This is a genomic window from Pseudomonas bharatica CSV86 (assembly GCF_000319305.2).
Classification (GTDB): domain Bacteria; phylum Pseudomonadota; class Gammaproteobacteria; order Pseudomonadales; family Pseudomonadaceae; genus Aquipseudomonas; species Aquipseudomonas bharatica.
The window spans coordinates 2,197,661-2,218,877 of the sequence record NZ_AMWJ02000001.1 but is presented as its reverse complement, the minus strand read 5'-3'; the positions used below and the strand labels follow the sequence as shown (position 1 = coordinate 2,218,877).

Sequence of the window (21,217 nt, the reverse complement as noted above, 5' to 3'; positions counted from 1 at the left end):
CCCACATGCCGGGACTAGAGCAACAACTGATCGATTAATTCGTTAGCCTGCTTTCTTTTATTTCCGCACGCAGCCATGATGCAAGACTTCAACCGCTTGCCTGCGAACGAAACCCCATGCCTGCCGCACCCTCCGCTTCGCCCTCGTCGCTGTCCATCACCCTGCGCATTCTCTCGATCGTCTTCTACACCTTCATAGCCTTTATCTGCATCGGCCTGCCGATCGCGGTATTGCCCGGCCATGTCCACGATGTGCTCGGCTACAGCGCCGTGGTAGCCGGGCTGGTCATCGGTATTCAATACCTGTCCACCCTGCTCAGCCGGCCCATGGCCGGGCGCCTGGCGGACAGCCTGGGGACGCGGCGGTCCATCGCCTACGGCCTGATCGGCATTGCCCTGGCCGGCCTGCTGACCTGGGCTTCGGCACTGGTGCTCAGCCTGCCGCTGGTGAGCCTGATGCTGTTGCTGGTGGGTCGGGTGCTGCTGGGGGTGGCTCAGGGGTTGATCGGCGTCGGCACCCTGAGCTGGGGCATCGGCCAGGTCGGCGCCGAGCACACGGCACGGGTGATCAGCTGGAACGGCATCGCCTCCTACGGTGCCATTGCCATCGGCGCACCGGTCGGGGTGTTCCTCGCCGGCGAGAGCGGTTTCTGGAGCATCGGCCTGGCATTGACCGTGCTGGCCCTGATCGCCTTGCTGGTGATCCGCAGCCAGCCTTCGCTGCCGGTCGTGCGTGGCGAGCGCCTGCCGTTCTGGGCCGCCTTCGGCCGTGTCGCACCGTGCGGCCTGGCCCTGACCCTGGCGTCGATCGGCTACGGCACCCTGACTACCTTCGTCACCCTCTTCTATCTGGAACGCGGCTGGAGCGGCGCGGCCTGGTGCCTGAGCGCATTTGGCGTGTGCTTCATCTGCGCGCGGTTGCTGTTCGTCAACGCGGTTAACCAATGGGGCGGCTACCGCGTGGCTATCGCCTGCATGACCGTCGAGACCCTGGGCCTTGCGCTGCTCTGGCTGGCCCCCTCGCCGGTGCTGGCTCTGGTTGGCGCCGGCCTGACCGGCTTCGGCCTGTCGCTGGTGTATCCGGCCTTAGGGGTAGAGGCGATCCGGCAAGTGCCGACCACCAGTCGCGGCGCCGGGCTTGGCGCCTACGCAGTGTTCTTCGACCTGGCCCTGGCGATCGCCGGGCCGGTGATGGGATTCGTCGCCGCCCATTTGGGCTATGCCTGGATCTTCTGCGTGGCGGCGCTGCTCTCGCTGTTCGGCGTGGCGCTGGTGACGCTGCTGTTGCGCCGCTCAGTTACCGGCGGTATGTAGGCCGGCGCGAGCGGAAACGCCCAAGGCCTTGTTGAAGAAGTGCGAGGCCTCCGACTGCAGCGACAGATGGATGCCAAGGCGATCGACACCTTCGGCATCGGTGCAAAGGGCGGGCATCCGCGCCCGCTGCACCTCATCGCAAGGTGACATGAAGACGAAATGCCCGGCGCCTTCCAGGCGGCGGTAGTTGGGCGTCACCGGCAGCTTGCGCGCCAGGGCCTCGGCGTTCTTGTCCACCGCCAGCAACTGGTCATGATCGCCACTGTAGATCAGCGAAGGCACCTTGACGTCCGCCAGCGCCTGGCGCCCGAAGCTCAGGCTCAGCGGGGCCATCAACAGCAATGCGCGAATCCGCGGGTCGGCTTCGGGGAGCAGGTCGTCGCGATCGGCGATCAGCTCACCCTGCCGGGTGCAGGCGTCGGCATCCTGCGGACGCTCCTGGCAGTACCGCCGCAGCCGCTGCAGGTCGGGGCGTGCTCCGGAAAGGATCAAGGCGGTCTCGGCGCCGGCCGAATAGCCGATCATGCCCACCTGGTCGGGGCTGACCTCGGAAGCCAGCAGTGGATCGTCGAGGGCGGCAGTGATCGCCGCGCTGATCTGCAAAGGACGGCCATAGAGATTGCTCAAGGTGCCGAGACGGCTGTGGTCCTTGTTGTTATCGCCGGGATGCACGGCAGCGACCACCACGAAGCCGCGCCGCGCCAGGGCACTGGCCAGGTCGTGCAGGGCCATGGGCGTGCCGGTATTGCCATGGGACAGCGCCAGCAGCGGGAAGCGCCCCATCACCACCGGCCCCTCGGCCGCTACGTTGAGCCGATAGCCATCGATACGCCGTACATGGGGCTGGCCGCTGGAGGGATAGAACGCCAGCACCTGCATCGGCTGGCCGTCCAGTGGGTCGGGCACCGTCATGCGATGCAGGCCGACGCTCCAGTGCTGCGCCGGTTCGGCCTGCACCAGCAGGCTGCACCCAAGCAGCGAAAGCACCAGCAACGTCCGCAGAACCTGCATTTTCGTTTCACCTTGACCCAAACGGCGATGGCCCGCTCCATGCCAAGCATAGAGCGGGCCAAAACGCAGCGTATGAAAGCTGGATGAAACTCCTGACAGCAGGATCAGGCGGCAGCGAACAGCTCGTTGGCAATCTGTGCCTGGGCCGCCTGGATTGCGCTGTTGCGCGGCTCCTCGCCATAGGCCAGGCCGTGGGCGCGGACGAACTCGACATCGGTGATGCCGATGAAGCCGAGGAGCACCTTGAGGAATTCTTCATGGCCGACACCGGTAGGCTGGCCAACATGCAGGCCACCGGCAGTGGACACCACGATCACCTTTTTGTTACCGCACAGGCCTTCAGGGCCGGCTTCGGTATAGCGGAAGGTCTTGCCGGCGACGGCGATGCGGTCGATCCAGGCTTTCAGCTGGCTGGGGATGCTGAAGTTGTACATCGGCGCACCGATCACCACGGCGTCGGCATCCAGGAACTCCTGCAGGGTATCGGCGCTCAGCTTGGCTTCATGGGCCAGGGCGGCGTCACGGGCTTCTTCCGGGGTACCGGCGGCCAGCAGGGTTGCCGAAGAGAAGTGGCTGATGGCGTCGGCAGCGAGGTCGCGGTAGATCACCTCGACACCCGGCTCGGCGGCCTGCCAGGCCTGGATCACTTGCTGGCTCAGCTGGCGCGAAGCCGAGTTGTCGCCGAGGATGCTGGAATCGATATGCAAGAGCTTCATGGGATTCTCCCTGATGTGAGGACCGCGGGTCAGCGGTGACGATGGAGTGAATCCTACCGGCATGATCAATGAGTGATAAGATGGCGAATTCGCGCCAGTTCGTCCCACCAATGGAACAATCATGCAAGACCTCAATGACCTGTTCTACTTCGCCCGCGTTGTCGAAGCCGGTGGCTTCGCCGCCGCCGGACGCCAGTTGGGCATTCCCAAGTCGCGCCTGTCGCGGCGCATCGCCGAGCTGGAAGAGCGCCTCGGCACCCGACTACTGCAACGCACCACCCGCCAGCTCAAGCTGACTGCCGTGGGCGAGCGCTACCTGCGGCACTGCCAGGCCATGCTGCTTGAGGCCGAAATGGCCGACGAGGCGGTGGCCAGCATGACCAGCGAACCTCGTGGACGCTTGCGGGTATCGAGCCCGGTCGGCCTGGCCCATGCCTTCCTGCCGGAAGTCATCACGCGCTTTCTGGCCTTGTATCCGCAGGTGCAACTGGAGATGGTCCTGGTCAATCGTCGTGTCGACCTGATCAACGAGGGCATCGACGTTGCGCTGCGCGTGCGTGATGTCGGGGATGAAGACCCCGCCCTGGTCACCCGCCGCCTCAACCGGGCACAGATGCAACTGGTGGCGTCGCCGGATTTCGCCCGCGCGCACCCGCTCGGGCACCCGTCCGAGTTGGCCGGGCTTCCAGTCCTGGGGGCAGTGGAGGCCGATCGCCTGGTGCACCTGCGCCTGCTCGACGGTAACGGCAAGCGCGAAGAACTGGCCCTGGAAGCGCGCCTGGCCATCGACGATTTCGTCGTACGCAAGGCCGCCGCCCTGGCCGGCCTTGGTTTCACCGCCCTGCCCCTGTTGCACTGCGAACAAGAGCTGGCCCGGGGCGAACTGGTCAATCTGCTGCCGGACTGGTCGATGCCCAGCGGGTTCCTGCAGGCGGTCTACCCTCATCGACGCGGTGTGCTGCCAGCGGTGCGAGCCTGGATCGACCATCTGGTGGCGTCCTTCGAGGAATGTGGAGAGCGGTATGTCTGAGCGGCTATTGAACGAAGAACAGGTAGCAGCCTTCTGCCTGGGCTTGCCAGGTGCCCGGGAAGACTACAAATGGGGCGGTGTACGGGTGTTCTCCGTCGCCGGCAACAAGATGTTCGCGGTGATGGACCTGGCGGGAGCGGGATTGTCCTTCAAGGTCGACAAGGACCTGTTCGTGGGTTACGTGGACATGCCTGGGGTCAGGCCGGCGCCGTATCTGGCGCGGGCGCACTGGATCAGTGTGGCCTGGCCTTATGCCTTGGGAAGGGAAGCACTGGAGGATCTGTTGACTCGCTCGCACCAGTTGGTAGTGAGCAAACTGCCGAAGGCGCTGCGGGCAGGGCTTACCCGGGACCTGTAGGAGCGTGGCTTGCGTCGCCCCGGCTCAGAAAATGTGCTTCCACTGCCCGAGAAACAGCCAGTCCACCCAAATGGCCTGGTGGATCAGCACAATCATCCAGAACACCAACTGGTAGGAAAGCTTGCGCGTCTTGTGCCGCCAGGCCTGCTGCCCGACCAGCGCCCCTGGCCATCCGCCGAGAAACTCAAGCAGATGCAGCACCTTCTCCGGAATCCGCTGCCCCTGCGCCAGTGCCTGGCGCTTGTCGTGCCAATAGAGCCCAGCACACACCAGGCTCGCCAGCAGGTAGACCAGCGCCGGCAGCCAGAACTGCCCGGCCAGCCCAACCTTGAGTGCTCCGCCCACGGGTAGCAGGCAGAGCATCACGAAGGCGACCAGTTTCAGGCGCGGGTAGCGCATCACCCCTGGGCCACCGACCAATCGACCCAGCCGAATACCCAGGTCGCCAGGATCAGCAGGCCAAAGCCGATGCGATACCAGGCGAACGCCGCGTAACTGTGGCTGGCGATGAATTTGAGCAGGCCGCGCACGGCGATCATGGCGAAGATGAACGAGACCACGAAACCGATGGCGAAGACCATGAAATCATCCGGCTGGAACAGGTGCCGGTATTTGTAGCCCGAATACACTGCGGCGCCGACCATGGTTGGCATGGCCAGGAAGAACGAGAACTCGGTGGCGGCCTTGCGCGACAAGCCGAACAGCAGGCCGCCGATGATGGTCGAGCCGGAACGGGAGGTTCCCGGAATCATCGCCAGGCACTGAGCGCAGCCGATCTTCAGGGCGTCGGTCCAGCGCATGTCGTCGACTTCCTGGACGCGGATCACATGCTCGCGGCGCTCGGCCCAGAGCATGATTACCCCGCCCACCACCAGTGCCACGGCCACGGTGATCGGGTTGAACAGGTAATGGTGGATCAAATCGGCAAAGGCGACGCCGAGGATCACCGCCGGGAAGAAGGCGATCAGCAGGTTGGCGGTAAAGCGCTGGGCCTGGCGCTGCCTCGGCAAGCCAACCACCACGTCGAGTATCTTGCGCCGGAATTCCCATACCACTGCCAGGATCGCCCCGAGCTGGATGATGATGTTGAAGGCCATCGCCCGTTCACCACCGAAGTCGATCAGGTCGGCCACGACGATCTGGTGGCCGGTGCTGGAGATCGGCAAAAACTCTGGGGTATACGGATTTAATGGTTGATGGGGCACCTTTACCCCACCAACCTGATACCATTATCAGATGGTTGATAGATCGACTCCGTAGTTGAGTTCCTCTGCGAAGTCCGGCAGTCCGTAACCGATGGTTTTCTTGTAGAAAGGAGAGACCTTCGCAGTCGGTGCCTTCTTCTTGTGCTTCGTGGTGTAGAGCATTCGTGCCCGCATCACCTCGAAGGAGTAACCGCGCCCTTCACGGTTCTTGTCCTTGGCCAGTCGGTTGATGGACTCCGTGTAAGCGTTGGTGACGGGCATGTCCGTCTCGAAGTAGGTCATGGTCTCTTCGCGCCAGTTTCCCACTGCCCTGACCAGATCGCTCCAGACTTCCTTTTGGCCCTTCGGGATGGTGGCTATCCACTCGTCCAGGGCGGCTTCTGCCTGGAGCCGTGTGGTGGCGTCCCAGATGCCGTAGAAGCGCTCCTTGTGCTCGTAGGCGGCCAGCAGTTGCGGGAACGCGCCTGTCCAGGTCTCCATGATGAGGCGCTCCCGGTCTGAGACTTCGTGAGCGCGTTTCAGCAGGATTTTCCGGTCTCCCTTGAGAGTCCGGCTCTGGGACGGTTTCAGCTCCTTTCTGAGGCCCTTGCGCACTCTCTCTAGGGCATCGTTGGCCATGCGCACCACATGGAACTTATCGACCACGATACGGGCCTGGGGCAGCACAGCCTTGACCGCTGCCCGGTAGGGGTTCCACATGTCCATGCTGACGATCTCGACCTTCTGCCGGTCTTTCAGCTTCATCAGGTAGTTGGTCACCACGTCCTGGCGGCGGGTGGCCAGCAGGTCGAGCAGGGTTCGCTCCTCAATGTTGGTCAGAATGCAGCGGTAGCGCTTGTTCAGGTATAGCTCGTCAATGCCCAGGATGCGGGGCGTCTCGAAGCGGTGCCAGCGCCCCAGGAACTCGGCGCGGGCGTTGAAGATGTCGCGCACCGTCTTCTCGTCCAGGCCGGTCTGTGCCGCCACAAAGGTGTAGGGGTGGTTGAAGGATTCCTTCTCCACGTACTCATGCAGCCGCAGTGTCATACGGAATCCGTCCACCATCTCCGGTAGCTGGGGCCTGAATGTTGTCTTGCAGGCCCGGCAGGTGTATCGGCGGCGGACCACCCAGAGAGTGACCCGCTTGCCGTGGATGGGCAGATCACGATAGGGAACGTCACGCTTGCCGAACCGCACGAACTCACCCTGCACGCCGCACCCCTCGCAGGCTACTGGTGTAGGTGCTTCAAGCCGAAAATGTATGTCTTCATTCTGCTCATCAGAATCCACCAACTGGTACCCAGGAAGGCTTAACGAATTAATCATCTCCCGCCTTGATCAGAAAAACAGGTAGGTGGCGTAACCGGCAATCATCGCCATAGCAAAAATGACTGCTAAAAACGCCGCTAAAAGCTTCAGCGTGAACAAAGAGCGCAACAGAATGAGCTCAGTCAGGCTGGCTCCGGCACTGCCGATGATCAACGCTAGCACCGTCCCGGCACCCACGCCTTTGGCCATCAGAGCCGCTGCCAGAGGTATGACGGCTTCAGCGCGAATATACAACGGCACGCCGATGACAGCGGCAACTGGAATGGCAAAGGGATTATCTGGGCCTGCATACTGCTCCAATAAGTCAGTGGGCATGAAACCATAGATCACGCTGCCAATCGCAATACCGATGAGCAGGTAAGGCAACACATCGATAAAGTCCGACCAAGCTTCCCGCCACACACCACTGTACTTCCCTTCTTTCTTAACCGTGACAGTGGGTTGACTGTCACAGCATTCGCTAGACGTAGAGACTGTTGTCTTCCTATCAGCCCCGCAAGAAGCCGTCTTCGGAGTGGTGTCGCAGCTGTTGGTGCCGCAACTCGATGCGGTCGATGTAGCACTGCACGGGCTTGCTGATGAACTACATCCACTGCTCTCTTGTGTCGCCGTCCGGCGCACATAACGCTCGAAGCCAAGCGTGTGAAGCAGCCATCCGGCACCTACCGCGACCACCAAAGCGGCGAGCACATAGATAGCAGTAAGTGTCCATCCAAACGTGGCAACCAGCAGGCCGACGACGATAGGATTCAGCAACGGAGATGAGAAAAGAAACACCATCATCGGCCCAAAACCGGCCCGTGCCCGAATCAACCCTTTCAACATGGGGATAGTCGAGCAACTACAGAAGGGCGTTATAGCTCCTAAACCAGCAGCAAGAAAATAGCCTCGCTTCCCACTGGAAGTCAGTAACGCTTCCACCTTGGATGGTGGGATGTGACGTTGAAGAACTCCGACCAGCAAGCTAATGCCAATGAATAAAACCGATAGCTCGATAGCGAGAAAGGCGAACATGCCTAGAGCGTCTTGGAGTTGAGATGACATTCAATATTACTCCTATATTTCTAGTATTGTCGAAATGATGTACGCAGCCTACTTGCGTTTATCCGACCTGTCAACTATAATTCTAGAAACATCGAATTATTGGGGCGTGCTATGGATCACGAAAAGGTTGCAGCCAGCTTAGCTGAGCTAGGGAATAGTCACCGACTGTCCGTGTTCCGCTTTCTGGTCAAAGCTGGCCATGATGGGGCTTCGGTCGGAGATATCCAGAAGGGGCTGGGTATTCCTGCTTCGACGCTATCACATCACCTTGCGCGCATGGCCAAGGTAGGGCTGATCCGGCAGGAGAAACATAGCCGCACGATTGTCTGTATACCCGAGTATGGGCACCTAGAGAATTTGATCGGTTTCTTACAAGAGGAATGTTGTGCAGGTGTCCGGATTGCGCATGAACCAGAACCGCTTTGACGCTTGCCCAGCTCTCGCTGTCCTCCCTAGTCAGCATCGCTATGAAGACTCAGGCGAAGGTGGAAACAGAAAATTGGCAGTAGAGTAGGCTGAAGAGGATCAATCAGATAATCCGCTGAGAAAGATTTTCTTCTTTACATCTTTGGCATTTTATCAACCAGAAATTCCGGATACCCAAACTCTGTAAGTCCCTCGACGATGCCGAGAATCACTGCCTGCATGGCGGTCCAAAAATCCATCATTCCCCGTGAGGCGATGCTCGCGGCATGCCCCTTTGTAGTATTCGTTGCTTGGTTTAGAGACCCAGACTCGCTGAGCGCCGCAGAAAAAAGCCGGCGTACCCTTCAGTTTTGGCCCGCAAAGGCCGAGATCCTATCAGACCCGTCGGACAAACGCTGCCCGGTCGTACGCAACGGAGCCTGCCGAATCAACGACTTATCCATTGGTCGAGTAGGTAGAAGCGGCAAAGCGTGCTTGGATGCTCGTGACAATAACAAGAACTCGAGGCCACTTTTATGAAGACTTTACGCGGTATGTCGATCAGCCGGCGCCTGTGGCTCATCCTGGTGCTGGCCGTAGCGATGCTGGTGACCCTCGGCTTGCTCATGCTCAACCAGATCCACACCGACCTGTACAAGGCCAAGGCCGAGAAAACCCGCCATGTGGTGGAAACTGCCGCCGGTATCCTGGCCTATTACCAAGGCCTGGAAAGCGCCGGTACCCTCAGCCGCGAAGCTGCCCAGCAACAGGCCATGAATGCCGTGCGCGGGTTGCGCTACGACCAGAACGACTACTTCTGGATCAATGACCTGGGCCCCAGGATGATCATGCACCCGACCAATCCGAAGCTCGAGGGCCAGGACCTGTCGGCGATTCGCGATCCGGACGGCTTCGCCCTGTTCAACGAGATGGTAGCGCTGGCCAAGGCCAAGGGCGCCGGCAGCATCGATTACCGCTGGCCCAAGCCCGGCGCCAGCGAGCCGGTGGAAAAAACCTCCTATATCCAGCTGTTCCAGCCCTGGGGCTGGGTCATCGGCTCGGGCATCTATATCGACGACATGCAGGCCGAGTTCTACCGCCAACTACGCGACGCCTCGCTGGTCGGAATCGGCATTGCAGTGATCCTCGCCCTGCTGGTGATCATGATTGCCCGCAGCATTGTCCGGCCCCTGCGCGAAGCCGAGGACGCCATGGCCACCATCGCCAGTGGCGAAGCCGACCTGACCCGCCGGCTCGACACCCACGGCAACGACGAAATCACCCGCCTCGGCCAGCATTTCAACGCCTTTACCGGGCAACTGCAGCAGGTGGTCAGCCGCCTGCGCGAGGCCGCCCATGAACTGGACGGCTCCGCCGGTGCCGTCGGCAGTACCGCCGAGCAGACCCGCCAGTGCAGCGAACAGCAATCGCAGCAGATGGAACAGGTAGCCACGGCAATCAATGAAGTCAGCTATGCGGTGCAGGATGTCGCCAAGCATGCCGAACAGGCCTCCGGCGAGACCAGCGCCGCCCAGGATTGCGCTCGCCAGGGCCAACAGAGTATCCAGGGCAGCCTGCGCAAGATCGACGAACTCTCGGCCACCATCGACGAAGCGGTCCAGGTCATCCAGGCCCTGGCCGGGCAGAGCACGCGGATCGGCAGCGTACTGGAGGTGATCCGCTCCATCGCCGAGCAGACCAACCTGCTGGCGCTCAACGCCGCCATCGAGGCGGCCCGGGCCGGGGAACAGGGACGCGGCTTCGCCGTGGTCGCCGACGAAGTGCGCCTGCTGGCCCAGCGCACCCAGCAGTCCACCGCCGAGATCCAGGCGATGATCGAACACCTGCAAGGCCAGTCGGAAGCAGCGGTCAAGGCCATCGACGCCAGCAGCCAGGTTTCCCGCGAGACCGTCGCGCAAGCCAGTGAAGCCGGGGCCAGCCTCGATGCCATCAGCCAGGCGCTGCATAACCTCACCGCACTCAATGCCTCGATCGCCAGCGCTACCCTGCAGCAATCCCATGTGGTGGAAGACATTAACCGCAGCGTCACCGAAACCGCAGGGCTGTCCCGCGAGACCACCCTCGCCGCCCAGCACTCGAGCGAGTCGGGGCGTGCGCTGAATCGGCTGAGTGCGCATCTGGAGAATGTGCTGGGGCAGTTCCGGGTGTGAAAAAAAACGCCGCCGACACCCATGGAAATGCCCCTGCCGGCAGCGGGTGCCGACAGGGGCATGATTGGCCGTTCTATTTTCCGGCGTCGGACGGCAGGGGGTTGCACATGTACTGCAAACGCAGCGAAGCCTCATGGGAAATGTAAGGCCGTGCCGGCTCGAGGTTCCAGTACTCCTTGAAGGGTACACCCACCACATGGCAAACGAATTGCCTGCGCATGGAGCCTGGATTGATTTGCTCGGTCCAGCGCGGATCGTTCTTGAACATCTCGTACAGCTCGCTGTAGGCCCGGTCGGTCTGGTCAGGGCCCATGCGGCGTGCACACTCCGTCGGCTTGACCTGCAGCGACCAGATCAGCCCGTAGCCCGGCTCGTCACGCTGGACCCAGGTGGCACTCTCGATGTACTTCTGGCAGTAACCCGCCTGCGCTGCGGCAGTTGCCGCCCCCTGAGCCTGCGCTGCAGCGGCTGCCGCCGCCTGAGCCTGGGCCGCTGCATTCGCGGCATCTTGCGCGGCCTCCATTTGCGCTGCGGCCATGGCGGCCTGCTCGGCCTGGGTCATTGCGAGCGCCAGCGTCGTCTGTAGCAGCAAGGGCAATGTCGCTATCAGTACCCATCCATTGATGCGTCTGTTCATCATCCTGTCTCCGGAGCTATTGATAAGTGATCCGACGCAACAACGACTGGACAGCCACAACTCGACGCCGCAAGCACAATCTGCGCGCAACGGCCGGGAGGCGAAACTGACAGAAATATCAGGTCAGGCGGAAAACCGATCGGAGGCCCCATGAAATGCCCCTGCCGGCAGCGGGTGCCGACAAGGGCATGGCTGGCCGGTTTATTTACCGGCGTCGGACGGCAAAGGGTTACAGATGTACGGGAGGCTCAGCGAAGCCTGGTGGGAAACGTAAGGCCTTGCCGGCTCGATGTTCCAGAGCTCCTTGAAGGGTACACCCACCACATGGCAGACGAACTGCCTGCGCATGGAGCCTGGATTGATGTTCTCGGTCCAGCGCGGATCGGTCTTGAACATCTCGTACAGCTCTTGATACGCGCGGTCGGTCTGGTCAGGTCCCATCCGCCGTGCGCACTCCGTCGGCTTGACCTGCAGCGACCAGATCAGTCCGTAGCCCGGCTCGTCACGTTGTACCCAGGTGGCACTCTCGATGTACTTCCGGCAGTAGCCCGCCTCGGTCTGCGCCGCCGCCGCTGCAGCCGCGGCCGCCTGGGCCTGGGCTGCAGCGGTTTGCGCTGCCACGGCACTTTGCGCGGCCTGGGCCTGGGCAGCCGCCAGCGCGGCCTGCTGGGCCTGGGTCATCTGGCCACTCTGCGCAGCTGTCTGTATCGCCTGGGCCGACTGGGCAGCACTTTGCGCCGCCTGGGCGGCAGCGGCGGCAGACTGGGCGAAGGCTGCCGCCTGGGCGGCGGCCTGAGCAGCAGCCTGCGCAGGTGATTGCCCGGAAGCCTGCGGATATTGACCGGAAGATTGCGGCGTCGGCCCGAGGACTGTGGAAGCTGGCCGGAAGATTGCCCTGTCTGGGCAGCTGCAAGGGCTTGCGCTGCCTGGGCCGCAGCCTGTGCCTGTTGCGCCGCCTGGGCCGCCTGTTGTGCGGCCTGGGCCGCCTGGGCCGCAGATTGCGCCGGTGTCAGTACTGGCGAGCCGGGTACACCAAAGCCCGGGCTGGAGGGTTTGCCAGGCCGGCAGAAGCCCGCCGTCTTGCTGTAGCCCGGGAAAGCCATCTGCTGACCATCGCACAGGAACTGTACTTGTCCGCCCTGATACTTGGGCAATATCACCTGGACGACCGGCCGATAGTTGCCCGTCACCCGGAAATAATCAGCCTGGTTCTTGAGTGCATCCGCGCGCCCGGCGGGGTCGGTGTACATGAACGCTGTGATGTTGGGCGGCTGGTCGTTCGACCTCAATATCTCGTTGGCCATCAGAAATTCGCGGCCGCCGGTAAGCTTGTAGGCGTCGATGAAGTCGCCGAAGGCTTCGGCCCGCCCCGCCTTGCCCCGGGCTTTGGACATGTCGAACGAGCATTGCATCTGGTACGGTTGCGGCCCCCAGGCGCCGTCCGGGGTCTGGTTGCGCCGGAATTGGTCCCACCAAGCCTGGCCGCTATTGACACCGACATTCTGGCAATGGGTTTCGGTTATCGAGGTTTGCGGGCTATCGCCGCAGCCTCGATCAGGGCGGTTATAGGTCCAGCCGTCCTTGGGGTAGGCGCACTGCGTATAGGAAATTGGCTGGCCCGCGCAAACATTGGCGTTTGGCGCGATGATGTAGCCGTTGTTGGTGTACACGGCGAGGTCGGCGAAGTTGATGTCGGCACGAATATAGGAATACGAGTCAGTTCCCCGCTGCTTGCTGCGCGGGCTCGACTCCCAAACGTTCCAGGCTTCGCCTTTCGCCGGGTCGGCACGGGTGGTCCCGCGCAAGGTCACTCCCGAACAGCTGTCGGCGGCCTCGCCGTCAGGGCATATGCGCGGTGTGTAGCTGTACATCTCCTGAAGAAACTTCACGGTTTCCGCACACGTCTCCGCCCGCACCACCGCCCATGGCAGCAGCAAGGGTAGCGTCGATAACAACAGGGCTTTTCTGGCAGTCGCTCGCATGGCAAGGGTCTCCTTCGCATGCTGGATTAAAGGTCCCAGGCGAAAAGGAAAACGACAAACCACTGACCCACGCCACAGAGCAAAGCCTGACATAAAGCATTCGGATGGATAACTGACAAAAATGTCAGTCCTGCCCACCGGCAAGCGCTGTCAGAAAAGTCTCATGCAGGTACAATCCGCCCCCTCTTTTCCGCTTGTAACAAGGAGCGCCGATGTCCGGCCTCGAATGGCTCGCCGTGGCCTTCAGCGCTTTCTCCGTGTGGCTGACCGTCAAACAGAACCTCTGGTGCTGGCCGGTCGGCCTGGTGGGCGTGTTGCTGTTCGGCTGGCTGCTGCGCGACAACCATCTGTATTCGCAAATGGCCCTGCAAGGCGTTTATGCCGTGCTGCAGGTCTATGGCTGGTGGCAGTGGACGCGCCCGGACAGCGTACGCGAGGCGCGCAAGGTCACCCTGCTGGCGCCGGCGCAGGTCCACCTTGGCCTGCTGGCGGGCCTGCTGATGAGCGTCGGCCTCGGTGCCGTCATGAGCACCTGGACCGATGGCCAACAACCCTGGATCGACGCCATCATCACCGGCTTCAGCCTGGTGGCACAGTGGTGGATGGCGCAAAAGCGCGTGCAGTGCTGGGCGCTGTGGATCGTGGTCGACCTGGTCAGCGTCGGCCTTTTCCTTTGGCAGGGCCTGTACCTCGCCGCCGGGCTCTACGCCCTGTTCACCCTGCTGGCGATCCAGGGTCTGCGCGAATGGCGGCGGGATCCGGCCCTGGTAGCCGCAGCATGAAAGTCCTGGTACTGACCGGCCCTGAATCCAGTGGCAAAAGCTGGCTGGGCGCGGAAATCCAAGCACATTTCGGTGGTGAACTGGTGGGCGAGTATGTCCGCCATTTCATCGATGAGCAGCAACGCGATACCTGCTACGCCGACATCGCTACCATCGCCACCGCGCAACTGGCCTGGGAAGACGCCGCCCGCCGTCGCCAGCCGCCACTGCTCATCCTCGATACCCACCTGCTGAGCAACATGCTATGGAGCCGGGTACTGTTCCACGATTGCCCTGACTGGCTCGAACCGGCGCTGCTTTCCCGCCGCTACGACCTGCACCTGCTGCTCAGCCCCGACGGGGTGCCGTGGATTGCCGACGGCCAGCGCAGCCAGCCGGCACTGGATGATCGAAGGGTGTTCTTCGAAGACAGCCGCCGATGGCTGGAGCAGCACCGGCAGCCCTTGCAGATCATCCAGGGCGATTGGTCCGGCCGCCGCGCCACGGTGCTGGCCGCCGTGCAACGCCTGCTCGACGACAAGCCGGCGGATTGCCCCACCGAGTGTTAACCGGCTGAAACAGCTCGCAGCCGGCCAGGCCGCCGGGTAGAGCCTTTGCGCGCCGATCAGCCGTGGTTGTAAAAACACTGATACACATCCCGCCAACGCCTTTGCGAGCGCCCTCCTCCCTGTGCTTCCCGGCCACATGCGGCCAGCTTGTCTCAGCGGCTTTACACCTGTCCCCGGCGTAATTCCGTCACCTTCGCACAAGCCTCTGATTCTTCTGCAAAAGCCAAAAGCGGCACAGCTTCTGCTCTGTCTCTGGCAATGCTGAGCAGGGCCAGCGAACAGAAGAAGGAACCGCCACCGTGGGGACTCACAATAAAAGCCTGCTTCACCTCATGCTTGTCGGATGCGCGCTCGGCGCCTCCCTTCTGGCCGTGCAGGCCCAGGCCGCCGGCAATGGCGTGGTGGTCCTGACCCGCGATGTGCATACCCGCCCCGCTATCCGCCAGGACCGCCCCGACCCCAGCCCGACCACCGTCAACCTCAATGCCTCCAAACGCATCGTCGGCCAGACCGATAACGAACTGAGCGACGGCGACTTCGCCAATGTCGCCAGTGGCTCGACGGTCAGCCGCATGCTGTTGCCGGACGCCGGCGGCGTGCGCGGGGTCAATGCGGTACCCGCCACGCTGCCGGGCATGGGCGGTGCCAACGGCCTTGGCGGTGGTGCGGCAGCGGGTGGCGGTGGCGCCGGGGCCGGCATCTCCAATCGGGTCGGCGGTGCCATCGGTGCCGGCCTGGCTCCCCTGCAGATGCTGACCGGAGGCAAATAGGATGGATGCCCGTGCGCTGTTCCTCGTGTTGTTCTGCTCCGCCAGCGCCTTGGGCGCCCCACCGGTACAGGACAACGCCAACATCGACGGCAGCGCCCACGGCTACAAGGGCAACCTGTCGATCAACCAGGCCGCCGGCGACCAGCAACAGCAGGCCAACAGCCGGGCCATCGCCATCGGCCACGAAGCCCAGGCCAGCACCCATATCCTCCAGCGCATCGACACCCCGGCCAGCCGCGCCGTGGATGCCAGCGCCACTATCGGCGGCAACGCCTTCGGCAAAGGCAACGGCATCCTGGGGGTCAACCAGTCCGCCGGCGCCGGGACCCAGCAGGCCAACGCGGTACGCATCGCCATCAGCGCGGTACCGCAAAGCATCGATGACAGCGTCCTGCTGCAGCAGAACGTGGCGCTGTCCAACAGCTCCGATCCAGCCGGACAAGCCCCGGGCAGCCGCCAGGTCAGCACCAGCGACCAAGCGTTCGCCAATAACCGGGGGTAGTCCAGTTGAATCAGAGCGCAGGGGTGGGGAACCGAATGGCCAACACCCTGAGCGTACGGGTCGCCGACTGACCCGAAACCGGCAACACAACACTTAACAATCAAAAACGATAATGCGGAGAAACACCATGAAACCAACAATGGCACTCAAGCCCTTGGTATTCGCACTCGCAGCGGTCATGGCAGTTGCTGCACAAGCGGGTGGCAATAACGAACACGGCGGGCATAACGGCGGCCACAATGGCGGCCACGACGGCAATACCAGCTACCTGCTGAGCCTGCTGGTCAATGCCGGGTCCGCCGCCACGGTGATCGACACCCAGACCAACGCCGCCAACTGGGTGAACAACGAGGCCACCCGCAACGACGCGAAAATGGACAACTCGGCCAACGGCTCGCAGGGCAACCTGGGCGCCAACACCGCCGCCGGCGACGGTAACCAGCAGGACAACGTCGCCGCCATCGCCACCGCTGACGAAAGTTTCGTCTTCGGCAGCGCCATGGCCGTGTCCAGTGCCACCCAGAACAACATCGGCAACGGCGTGGCGAACTTCTCCACGAAAAACACCGCGTCCCTCAACAGCTCGGCCAACGGCAGCTCCGGCAACATCGGCGTCAACGTTACCGCCGGCGACTTCAACCAACAGAAAAACAACCTCGCCATCGCCGTATCCGGCGGTCGGGTAGCCGTGGCCAGTGCCGCTGCCAACCAGACCACCACCGGCCTCGGTGTGAGCAACAGCGCCGACCGTACCTACAAAACCGATACGCTGTACTCCGGCTTCGCCGCCTACGGCAAGTATCAAGGCAACGGCTGGGGCTACGTAGAAGACGAAAGCAGCAACGGCCATGGCCATGGCCAGGGTCATGGCGGCGGCCGTACCGACAAGGACCCGCTCAAGTTCCACGAGGAAGGCGACTTCGCGCTCTTCGGCGTAGCCTCCTACCAAGTGCTGACGCCAACCGGCTGGGTCAACCCGGTGACCAACACCGCATCGCTGACCAACTCGCTGAATGGCGTGTCGGGCAACGTCGGGGCCAACGTCTCGGCAGGCAACGCCAACCAGCAAAGCAACTCGCTGTCCATCGCCGCAGGCTGCCGCGCCTGCACCGGCATGTAACAGCCACCTTGATCGGGGCCCTTCGGGGCCCCTTTCCTTGAGTTCATGGAAGGGGAAGCCCATGCGTGCGCTTTTGCTGACGCTGCTGGTAGTACTGGGCCTGCCGCTCGGCCAGGCCGTCGCCGTGCAACGCATGGCGGTCGCCCTGCCAGGCGGCACCATGGTCTACAAGCCGGTGCAAAGCATCCGCGAACGCCGCTTCGCCAATATCGTCCAGCAAAAGACCGACTTCAGCTGCGGCGCTGCCGCCCTCGCCACCATCCTAAAGCAGGCCTATTGGCTGGATGTGGATGAAGCCCACATCATCGAAGGCATGCTCGCCCACTCCGACCACGACCAGGTCCGCGTCCAGGGCTTTTCCATGCTCGACATGAAACGCTACGTGGAAAGCCTGGGCATGCGTGCCCGCGGCTACCGGATACCAGCGGAAAGCCTGCAGAGCGTGACCATACCGGTGGTGGTGCTGATGGACATCCGCGGCTACAAGCACTTCGTGGTGCTGCAGCGCACCCAGAACGACTGGGTCTATGTCGGGGATCCGGTGCTGGGCAACAAGCGCTACAAGTTCGACGATTTCGTCAAAGGCTGGAACGGCATCATCTTCGCCGTCATCGGCCCCGGCTACGACAAGGGCAATGCCCTGCTCGCCCCGCCGGCGCCGCTGACCGCCAAACACCGGATCAACGACTTTCAACCCATCGACGACGCCCAGTTGATGGAATTCGGTTTCATCCAGAGCGACTTCTTCTAACCAAAGAAAAGCGAGCAGGGAGCTCCGGGAGCACGCGATGAAGACTTCAAGCTGGCTGGTGGCCCTGTGCATGGCGGCCAGTCTTCCTCTGCCGGCGCTGGCGCAATTCAAGCCGATCGAGGTCAAGGACCAGGAACTGGCGCAGTTGCGCGGTCGCTATGTGATGCCGGGACGGATCATCAGCTTCGGCGTGGTCATGAGCAGTACCTGGCAGAACGCCAATGGTGACCGTCTCGGTGCCACGGCCTCGCTGCAGGTGCAGCAGTCCACCTTCAAACCGCAGTTCTATGTTTCCACCACCAGCGAAGCCGGTACCGGCACCTCCACGGCCCAGGGCTATGGCAGTGTCACCGGCGGCGCCGGCCTTGGCTCCGGCCAGGGGGTGGTCCAGGTCACCCGGGCCGCCGGCGACAACAACAGCGCGTACAACGACGTGCAGATCAACGTCAAGGAAGCCAACCAGGCTCCCCCGATGGGCGCCCCGCAAGGCCAGGCACTGGCCAGCGGCGGCACCATCACCACCGGCAACGGTGCTGGCACCCTCAGTGTTTCTTCCACCGCCACTGGCCTGCAGATGGGTATCCAGGCCGCCAACGGCCAGGGTTCCAGCCTTCAGCGCCTGGCCGACGGCGGCCTGATGCAGAACACCACGCTGCTCGGCGGCAACAATGCCGTGCACAACCTGACCCAGCTCAACGTGGTGCTACGAAACAACCTGCCTACTGCCGGGGCGCTGAACTGCAATCTTGACCAACTGAAGGGCCTTCGTCTTTCAGGATATTGATCTACGCTCTGTTGCAACTTATTGCGCAGTTGGAAAGGATGGCTGACCTATGCACCGCTCGTTGTCATTCAATGCAGTTGTTTGTCTGAGCACGCTCGTCCCTTCGTCGCTGATCTACGCGGCGCAGGATCCCCAGGTAGAGGCGCTGAAACAGGAGTTGCAGGCCCTCAAGCAACGTTACGAGCAACAGCAGCAGGCGCTGATGGTACTCGAACAGCGCGTTCGCCAGGTCGAGGACCAGCCGGCGGCCCCTCCCCCGAAGCGCCTGGTGCGTTCGCCGGCGTCGAAACCGGCACAACCCCAGGGTTCCGGGCAAGCGGTCGCCGCCGCCGGCAGCTCTTACGGCGAATCGCTTAAGGATGATTCGGAACCGGCGCAAAGCGTATCCAACCTTTACGACGAGGCCAGCGGCTTCTTCGGTGGCGGCAAGTTCAGCTTCGAGACCGGCATCACTTACGCGCGCTACGACACCAAGCAACTGCTGCTCAACGGTTTCCTGGCGCTGGACTCGATTTTCCTCGGCAATATCAACCTCGACCGCATCAAGTCCGACACCTGGACACTTGATCTGACCGGACGCTACAACTTCGACCAGCGTTGGCAGTTCGACATCAACGTGCCCGTGGTGTACCGCGAATCCACCTTCCAGTCCGGCGGTGCCGGCGGTTCGGGTGCGGCCCTGTCGGACGAAACCGTCACCCGCGACCCGACCATCGGCGACGTCAACTTCGGTATCGCCTACAAGTTCATGGACGAGTCGGAATATGCTCCGGATGCAGTGGTGTCGCTGCGGGTCAAGGCTCCCACCGGCAAGGAGCCCTATGGGATCAAGTTTCGCCAATCGCCCGGCAACGACAGCCTGAGCTACCCGGAAAGCCTGCCCACCGGCAACGGCGTCTGGTCCATTACCCCGGGCATCTCGCTGGTCAAGACCTACGACCCGGCAGTACTGTTCGGCAGCCTGTCGTATACCTACAACATGGAAGAGTCGTTCGGCGATATCAGTTCCACGGAAAACCAGAAGGTGCCGGGGAAAGTCAAGCTGGGTGACAGCTTCCAGATCGGTGCGGGCGTCGCTTTCGCCCTTAACGAGAAAATGAGTATGTCGTTCTCGGTCACCGACCTGATCCAGCGCCGCTCCAAGGTCAAGGCCGACGGCGAGGACTGGAGCACCGTGGTCGGCAGCGACGCCAATGCCGGCTACTTCAACGTCGGCATGACCCTGGCCGCCACCGACAAGCTGACCATCGTACCCAACCTGTCCATCGGACTCACCGACGACGCCCCGGACTTCACCTTCAGCCTGAAATTCCCGTATTACTTCTAAGCGCACAACCTCAGGCACCACTGCTCTAAAAAGCAGTGGTGAACCTGTAGGAGCTGAGCGCGTAGCTACGAAAACCCTCAGCGTATCTGATGCTTGTGCAGCAACCGGTAGAACGTCGGCCGCGACACGCCCAGTACCTTGGCCGCGACACTCAGGTTGTCACTGTGGCGGTCCAGCACATCGCACAACGCCTGGCGCTCGGCCTGGTGCTTGTAGTCTTCCAGCGTGCCCATCGGCACCACCAGGTTGCGCTGCTCATGCAGCCCCAGGTCCTGTGGTTCGATCTGCCGTCCCTCCGCCAGCACCAGCCCGCGCCGCACACGGTTGGCCAGCTCGCGCACATTGCCCGGCCAGTCATGCTTGCCCATCGCGCTCAAGGCGTTCTCGCTGAAGGTACGGGGGCGCCGCCCGGTTTCCTGGCTGTAGAAACGGGAGAAGTGGCTGGCCAGCATCGACAGGTCGCCATGCCGGTCACGCAAGGGCGCGGTGACCACCTGCAGGACATTCAGGCGGTAATACAGGTCTTCGCGGAAACGCCCGTTGGCGATGGCGCTCTCCAGGTCCACATGGGTCGCCGCCAGGACGCGCACATCCACCGCAACGGGCTGGCTGCCGCCGACCCGTTCGATGTGTTTTTCCTGAAGAAAGCGCAGCAGGTTGGCCTGCAACTCAAGCGGCAGGTCACCGATTTCGTCGAGGAACAGCGTGCCGCCATGGGCCGCCTCGATGCGTCCGACCTTGCGCTGGTGCGCGCCGGTGAAGGCGCCCTTTTCATGGCCGAACAGCTCTGACTGGATCAGGTGCTCGGGGATGGCGCCGCAGTTGATCGCCACGAAGGGCTTGTCGTGGCGCTGCGACTCGCGATGCAGGGTGCGCGCCACCAATTCCTTGCCGGTACCGCTTTCCCCGCGGATCAGCACCGGCGATTCGGTCGGCGCCAGCTTGGTCAGCAGCTTGCGCAGTTCGCGAATGGGCCGGCTGTCGCCCAGTAGTTCATGCTGCGCCTCATCGATGCGCACCGCACCCTTGCCGCGCAAGCGCCCCATGCCGAAGGCACGACCGAGGGTCACCTGGACCCGGGAGACATCGAACGGCAAGGTATGGAAATCGAAGAACCATTCGCAGACGAAATCCCCGACCTTCTGCGCCCGCAACTCCTGGGGGCTGAGCACCGCGATCCACTCGGCGCCGCTGCGGCTGATCAGGTCCTTGACTGCGTCGGGATGCTGCACGTGCCTGGCCTGCAAGCGCAACAAGCCGACATCGCATGGATGCTCCAGGGCCGTGGCCAGGGTACAGCTGTGGACTTCCCAGCCAATGCCACGCAGCCCGGGCAATAAACGATGACAATCGTCACAGGGATCGACCACCAGCAAACGACGGTGCGGGGCAGGCTCGAGCATGATCTTTCCTTGACGTCAATTTTTGGAAAAACGAATGGAAACAGCATCTT

General features: G+C 62.5%; 22 protein-coding genes and 1 pseudogene. 13 read left to right on the top strand and 10 right to left on the bottom strand.

Annotation, left to right across the window (positions count from 1 at the left end; all coding sequences use genetic code 11):
• The first annotated feature begins 116 nt into the window (after positions 1–116).
• Positions 117–1,313, top strand: coding sequence for an MFS transporter (locus CSV86_RS09815; protein WP_009394838.1), 1,197 nt, complete (start codon positions 117–119; stop codon positions 1,311–1,313).
• Here CSV86_RS09815 and CSV86_RS09810 read toward each other — a convergent pair.
• Positions 1,293–2,324: an alpha/beta hydrolase family protein gene (locus CSV86_RS09810; protein WP_009394837.1), complete on the bottom strand. Its 1,032-nt coding sequence runs from the start codon at positions 2,322–2,324 to the stop codon at positions 1,293–1,295. The genes CSV86_RS09815 and CSV86_RS09810 overlap by 21 nt on opposite strands.
• A 104-nt stretch (positions 2,325–2,428) precedes the next feature.
• Positions 2,429–3,040: an FMN-dependent NADH-azoreductase gene (locus tag CSV86_RS09805; RefSeq protein ID WP_009394836.1), complete on the bottom strand. Its 612-nt coding sequence runs from the start codon at positions 3,038–3,040 to the stop codon at positions 2,429–2,431.
• A 121-nt stretch (positions 3,041–3,161) separates the two neighbouring features.
• Here CSV86_RS09805 and CSV86_RS09800 point away from each other — a divergent pair, with 121 nt between their 5' ends.
• Both CSV86_RS09800 and CSV86_RS09795 read left to right on the top strand, forming a co-directional pair.
• Positions 3,162–4,070, top strand: a complete 909-nt coding sequence (locus CSV86_RS09800; protein ID WP_009394835.1) for a LysR substrate-binding domain-containing protein — start codon at positions 3,162–3,164, stop codon at positions 4,068–4,070.
• Complete coding sequence (locus tag CSV86_RS09795) at positions 4,063–4,428, top strand: MmcQ/YjbR family DNA-binding protein (protein ID WP_009394834.1); 366 nt, start codon at positions 4,063–4,065, stop codon at positions 4,426–4,428. Before CSV86_RS09800 ends, CSV86_RS09795 begins: the two co-directional genes overlap by 8 nt.
• Positions 4,429–4,452: 24 nt before the next feature.
• Here CSV86_RS09795 and CSV86_RS09790 read toward each other — a convergent pair whose 3' ends face one another.
• From CSV86_RS09790 to CSV86_RS09775, 4 genes are read right to left on the bottom strand one after another with little or no spacing between them, the layout of a single operon-like run.
• Positions 4,453–4,827 (bottom strand): DUF1294 domain-containing protein, encoded by a 375-nt coding sequence (locus CSV86_RS09790; protein WP_009394833.1) that lies wholly within the window; start codon positions 4,825–4,827, stop codon positions 4,453–4,455.
• Positions 4,827–5,633, bottom strand: a complete 807-nt coding sequence (locus CSV86_RS09785; RefSeq protein WP_170394543.1) for an undecaprenyl-diphosphate phosphatase — start codon at positions 5,631–5,633, stop codon at positions 4,827–4,829. Before CSV86_RS09785 ends, CSV86_RS09790 begins: the two co-directional genes overlap by 1 nt.
• Positions 5,634–5,660: 27 nt before the next feature.
• Positions 5,661–6,938 (bottom strand): ISL3 family transposase, encoded by a 1,278-nt coding sequence (locus CSV86_RS09780; protein WP_000610830.1) that lies wholly within the window; start codon positions 6,936–6,938, stop codon positions 5,661–5,663.
• A 12-nt stretch (positions 6,939–6,950) separates the two neighbouring features.
• On the bottom strand, positions 6,951–7,955 hold the full coding sequence (locus CSV86_RS09775) for a permease (RefSeq protein WP_040363373.1): 1,005 nt from the start codon (positions 7,953–7,955) through the stop codon (positions 6,951–6,953).
• A gap of 141 nt (positions 7,956–8,096) precedes the next feature.
• Between CSV86_RS09775 and CSV86_RS09770 the strand changes: the two genes are divergently transcribed.
• The gene (locus CSV86_RS09770) at positions 8,097–8,411 is read left to right on the top strand and encodes an ArsR/SmtB family transcription factor (RefSeq protein WP_000349485.1); all 315 of its coding nucleotides are present in this window, start codon (positions 8,097–8,099) and stop codon (positions 8,409–8,411) included.
• Positions 8,412–8,926: 515 nt separating this feature from the next.
• Positions 8,927–10,561, top strand: coding sequence for a methyl-accepting chemotaxis protein (locus CSV86_RS09765; protein ID WP_009405431.1), 1,635 nt, complete (start codon positions 8,927–8,929; stop codon positions 10,559–10,561).
• A 73-nt stretch (positions 10,562–10,634) separates the two neighbouring features.
• Here the strand turns inward: CSV86_RS09765 and CSV86_RS09760 are convergent, their stop codons facing one another.
• From CSV86_RS09760 to CSV86_RS31380, 3 genes are all read right to left on the bottom strand, one after another.
• The gene (locus CSV86_RS09760) at positions 10,635–11,198 is read right to left on the bottom strand and encodes a DUF2599 domain-containing protein (RefSeq protein WP_009405433.1); all 564 of its coding nucleotides are present in this window, start codon (positions 11,196–11,198) and stop codon (positions 10,635–10,637) included.
• Between the two features lie 201 nt (positions 11,199–11,399).
• Positions 11,400–11,879 (bottom strand): DUF2599 domain-containing protein, encoded by a 480-nt coding sequence (locus tag CSV86_RS09755; protein WP_170394541.1) that lies wholly within the window; start codon positions 11,877–11,879, stop codon positions 11,400–11,402.
• Positions 11,876–13,180: a hypothetical protein gene (locus CSV86_RS31380; RefSeq protein ID WP_205346237.1), complete on the bottom strand. Its 1,305-nt coding sequence runs from the start codon at positions 13,178–13,180 to the stop codon at positions 11,876–11,878. Before CSV86_RS31380 ends, CSV86_RS09755 begins: the two co-directional genes overlap by 4 nt.
• A gap of 212 nt (positions 13,181–13,392) precedes the next feature.
• Here CSV86_RS31380 and pnuC point away from each other — a divergent pair, with 212 nt between their 5' ends.
• The 8 genes and pseudogenes from pnuC to fapF all read left to right on the top strand — a co-directional run bounded on the left by pnuC (position 13,393) and on the right by fapF (position 19,764).
• Complete coding sequence (pnuC, locus tag CSV86_RS09745; RefSeq protein WP_009405437.1) at positions 13,393–13,962, top strand: nicotinamide riboside transporter PnuC; 570 nt, start codon at positions 13,393–13,395, stop codon at positions 13,960–13,962.
• Entirely contained in the window at positions 13,959–14,510 is a 552-nt protein-coding gene (locus CSV86_RS09740; protein WP_009405439.1) for an AAA family ATPase, read from the top strand. Before pnuC ends, CSV86_RS09740 begins: the two co-directional genes overlap by 4 nt.
• Positions 14,511–14,809: 299 nt before the next feature.
• The gene (fapA, locus tag CSV86_RS09735) at positions 14,810–15,280 is read left to right on the top strand and encodes a functional amyloid chaperone FapA (protein ID WP_051032735.1); all 471 of its coding nucleotides are present in this window, start codon (positions 14,810–14,812) and stop codon (positions 15,278–15,280) included.
• A 1-nt stretch (position 15,281) separates the two neighbouring features.
• Positions 15,282–15,853: pseudogene (gene fapB / locus CSV86_RS09730) on the top strand (fibril amyloid subunit FapB).
• A 56-nt stretch (positions 15,854–15,909) separates the two neighbouring features.
• Positions 15,910–16,902, top strand: coding sequence for an amyloid-like fimbrin subunit FapC (gene fapC, locus CSV86_RS09725; protein WP_037061959.1), 993 nt, complete (start codon positions 15,910–15,912; stop codon positions 16,900–16,902).
• Positions 16,903–16,963: 61 nt separating this feature from the next.
• On the top strand, positions 16,964–17,653 hold the full coding sequence (gene fapD, locus CSV86_RS09720) for a fibril amyloid maturation endopeptidase FapD (protein ID WP_009405446.1): 690 nt from the start codon (positions 16,964–16,966) through the stop codon (positions 17,651–17,653).
• 37 nt (positions 17,654–17,690) lie between these two features.
• The gene (fapE, locus tag CSV86_RS09715) at positions 17,691–18,437 is read left to right on the top strand and encodes a fibril amyloid subunit FapE (RefSeq protein ID WP_009405448.1); all 747 of its coding nucleotides are present in this window, start codon (positions 17,691–17,693) and stop codon (positions 18,435–18,437) included.
• Positions 18,438–18,486: 49 nt separating this feature from the next.
• Positions 18,487–19,764, top strand: coding sequence for a fibril amyloid transporter FapF (gene fapF / locus CSV86_RS09710; RefSeq protein ID WP_009405450.1), 1,278 nt, complete (start codon positions 18,487–18,489; stop codon positions 19,762–19,764).
• Between the two features lie 77 nt (positions 19,765–19,841).
• Here the strand turns inward: fapF and CSV86_RS09705 are convergent, their stop codons facing one another.
• Complete coding sequence (locus CSV86_RS09705) at positions 19,842–21,167, bottom strand: sigma-54 dependent transcriptional regulator (RefSeq protein WP_009405452.1); 1,326 nt, start codon at positions 21,165–21,167, stop codon at positions 19,842–19,844.
• Positions 21,168–21,217 lie beyond the last annotated feature (50 nt).

What these genes read in the sequence shown, in the direction of transcription:
- CSV86_RS09740 (WP_009405439.1), top strand. Translation starts at nt 13,959, where the DNA reads ATGAAAGTCCTGGTACTGACCGGCCCTGAATCCAGTGGCAAAAGCTGG.
- CSV86_RS09810 (WP_009394837.1), bottom strand. Translation starts at nt 2,324, where the DNA reads ATGCAGGTTCTGCGGACGTTGCTGGTGCTTTCGCTGCTTGGGTGCAGC.
- fapE (WP_009405448.1), top strand. Translation starts at nt 17,691, where the DNA reads ATGAAGACTTCAAGCTGGCTGGTGGCCCTGTGCATGGCGGCCAGTCTT.
- CSV86_RS09815 (WP_009394838.1), top strand. Translation starts at nt 117, where the DNA reads ATGCCTGCCGCACCCTCCGCTTCGCCCTCGTCGCTGTCCATCACCCTG.
- CSV86_RS09760 (WP_009405433.1), bottom strand. Translation starts at nt 11,198, where the DNA reads ATGAACAGACGCATCAATGGATGGGTACTGATAGCGACATTGCCCTTG.
- CSV86_RS09755 (WP_170394541.1), bottom strand. Translation starts at nt 11,879, where the DNA reads ATGACCCAGGCCCAGCAGGCCGCGCTGGCGGCTGCCCAGGCCCAGGCC.
- CSV86_RS31380 (WP_205346237.1), bottom strand. Translation starts at nt 13,180, where the DNA reads ATGCGAGCGACTGCCAGAAAAGCCCTGTTGTTATCGACGCTACCCTTG.
- fapC (WP_037061959.1), top strand. Translation starts at nt 15,910, where the DNA reads ATGAAACCAACAATGGCACTCAAGCCCTTGGTATTCGCACTCGCAGCG.
- pnuC (WP_009405437.1), top strand. Translation starts at nt 13,393, where the DNA reads ATGTCCGGCCTCGAATGGCTCGCCGTGGCCTTCAGCGCTTTCTCCGTG.
- CSV86_RS09795 (WP_009394834.1), top strand. Translation starts at nt 4,063, where the DNA reads ATGTCTGAGCGGCTATTGAACGAAGAACAGGTAGCAGCCTTCTGCCTG.
- CSV86_RS09775 (WP_040363373.1), bottom strand. Translation starts at nt 7,955, where the DNA reads ATGTTCGCCTTTCTCGCTATCGAGCTATCGGTTTTATTCATTGGCATT.
- fapD (WP_009405446.1), top strand. Translation starts at nt 16,964, where the DNA reads ATGCGTGCGCTTTTGCTGACGCTGCTGGTAGTACTGGGCCTGCCGCTC.
- CSV86_RS09805 (WP_009394836.1), bottom strand. Translation starts at nt 3,040, where the DNA reads ATGAAGCTCTTGCATATCGATTCCAGCATCCTCGGCGACAACTCGGCT.
- CSV86_RS09790 (WP_009394833.1), bottom strand. Translation starts at nt 4,827, where the DNA reads ATGCGCTACCCGCGCCTGAAACTGGTCGCCTTCGTGATGCTCTGCCTG.
- CSV86_RS09765 (WP_009405431.1), top strand. Translation starts at nt 8,927, where the DNA reads ATGAAGACTTTACGCGGTATGTCGATCAGCCGGCGCCTGTGGCTCATC.
- CSV86_RS09800 (WP_009394835.1), top strand. Translation starts at nt 3,162, where the DNA reads ATGCAAGACCTCAATGACCTGTTCTACTTCGCCCGCGTTGTCGAAGCC.
- fapF (WP_009405450.1), top strand. Translation starts at nt 18,487, where the DNA reads ATGCACCGCTCGTTGTCATTCAATGCAGTTGTTTGTCTGAGCACGCTC.
- CSV86_RS09705 (WP_009405452.1), bottom strand. Translation starts at nt 21,167, where the DNA reads ATGCTCGAGCCTGCCCCGCACCGTCGTTTGCTGGTGGTCGATCCCTGT.
- CSV86_RS09770 (WP_000349485.1), top strand. Translation starts at nt 8,097, where the DNA reads ATGGATCACGAAAAGGTTGCAGCCAGCTTAGCTGAGCTAGGGAATAGT.
- CSV86_RS09780 (WP_000610830.1), bottom strand. Translation starts at nt 6,938, where the DNA reads ATGATTAATTCGTTAAGCCTTCCTGGGTACCAGTTGGTGGATTCTGAT.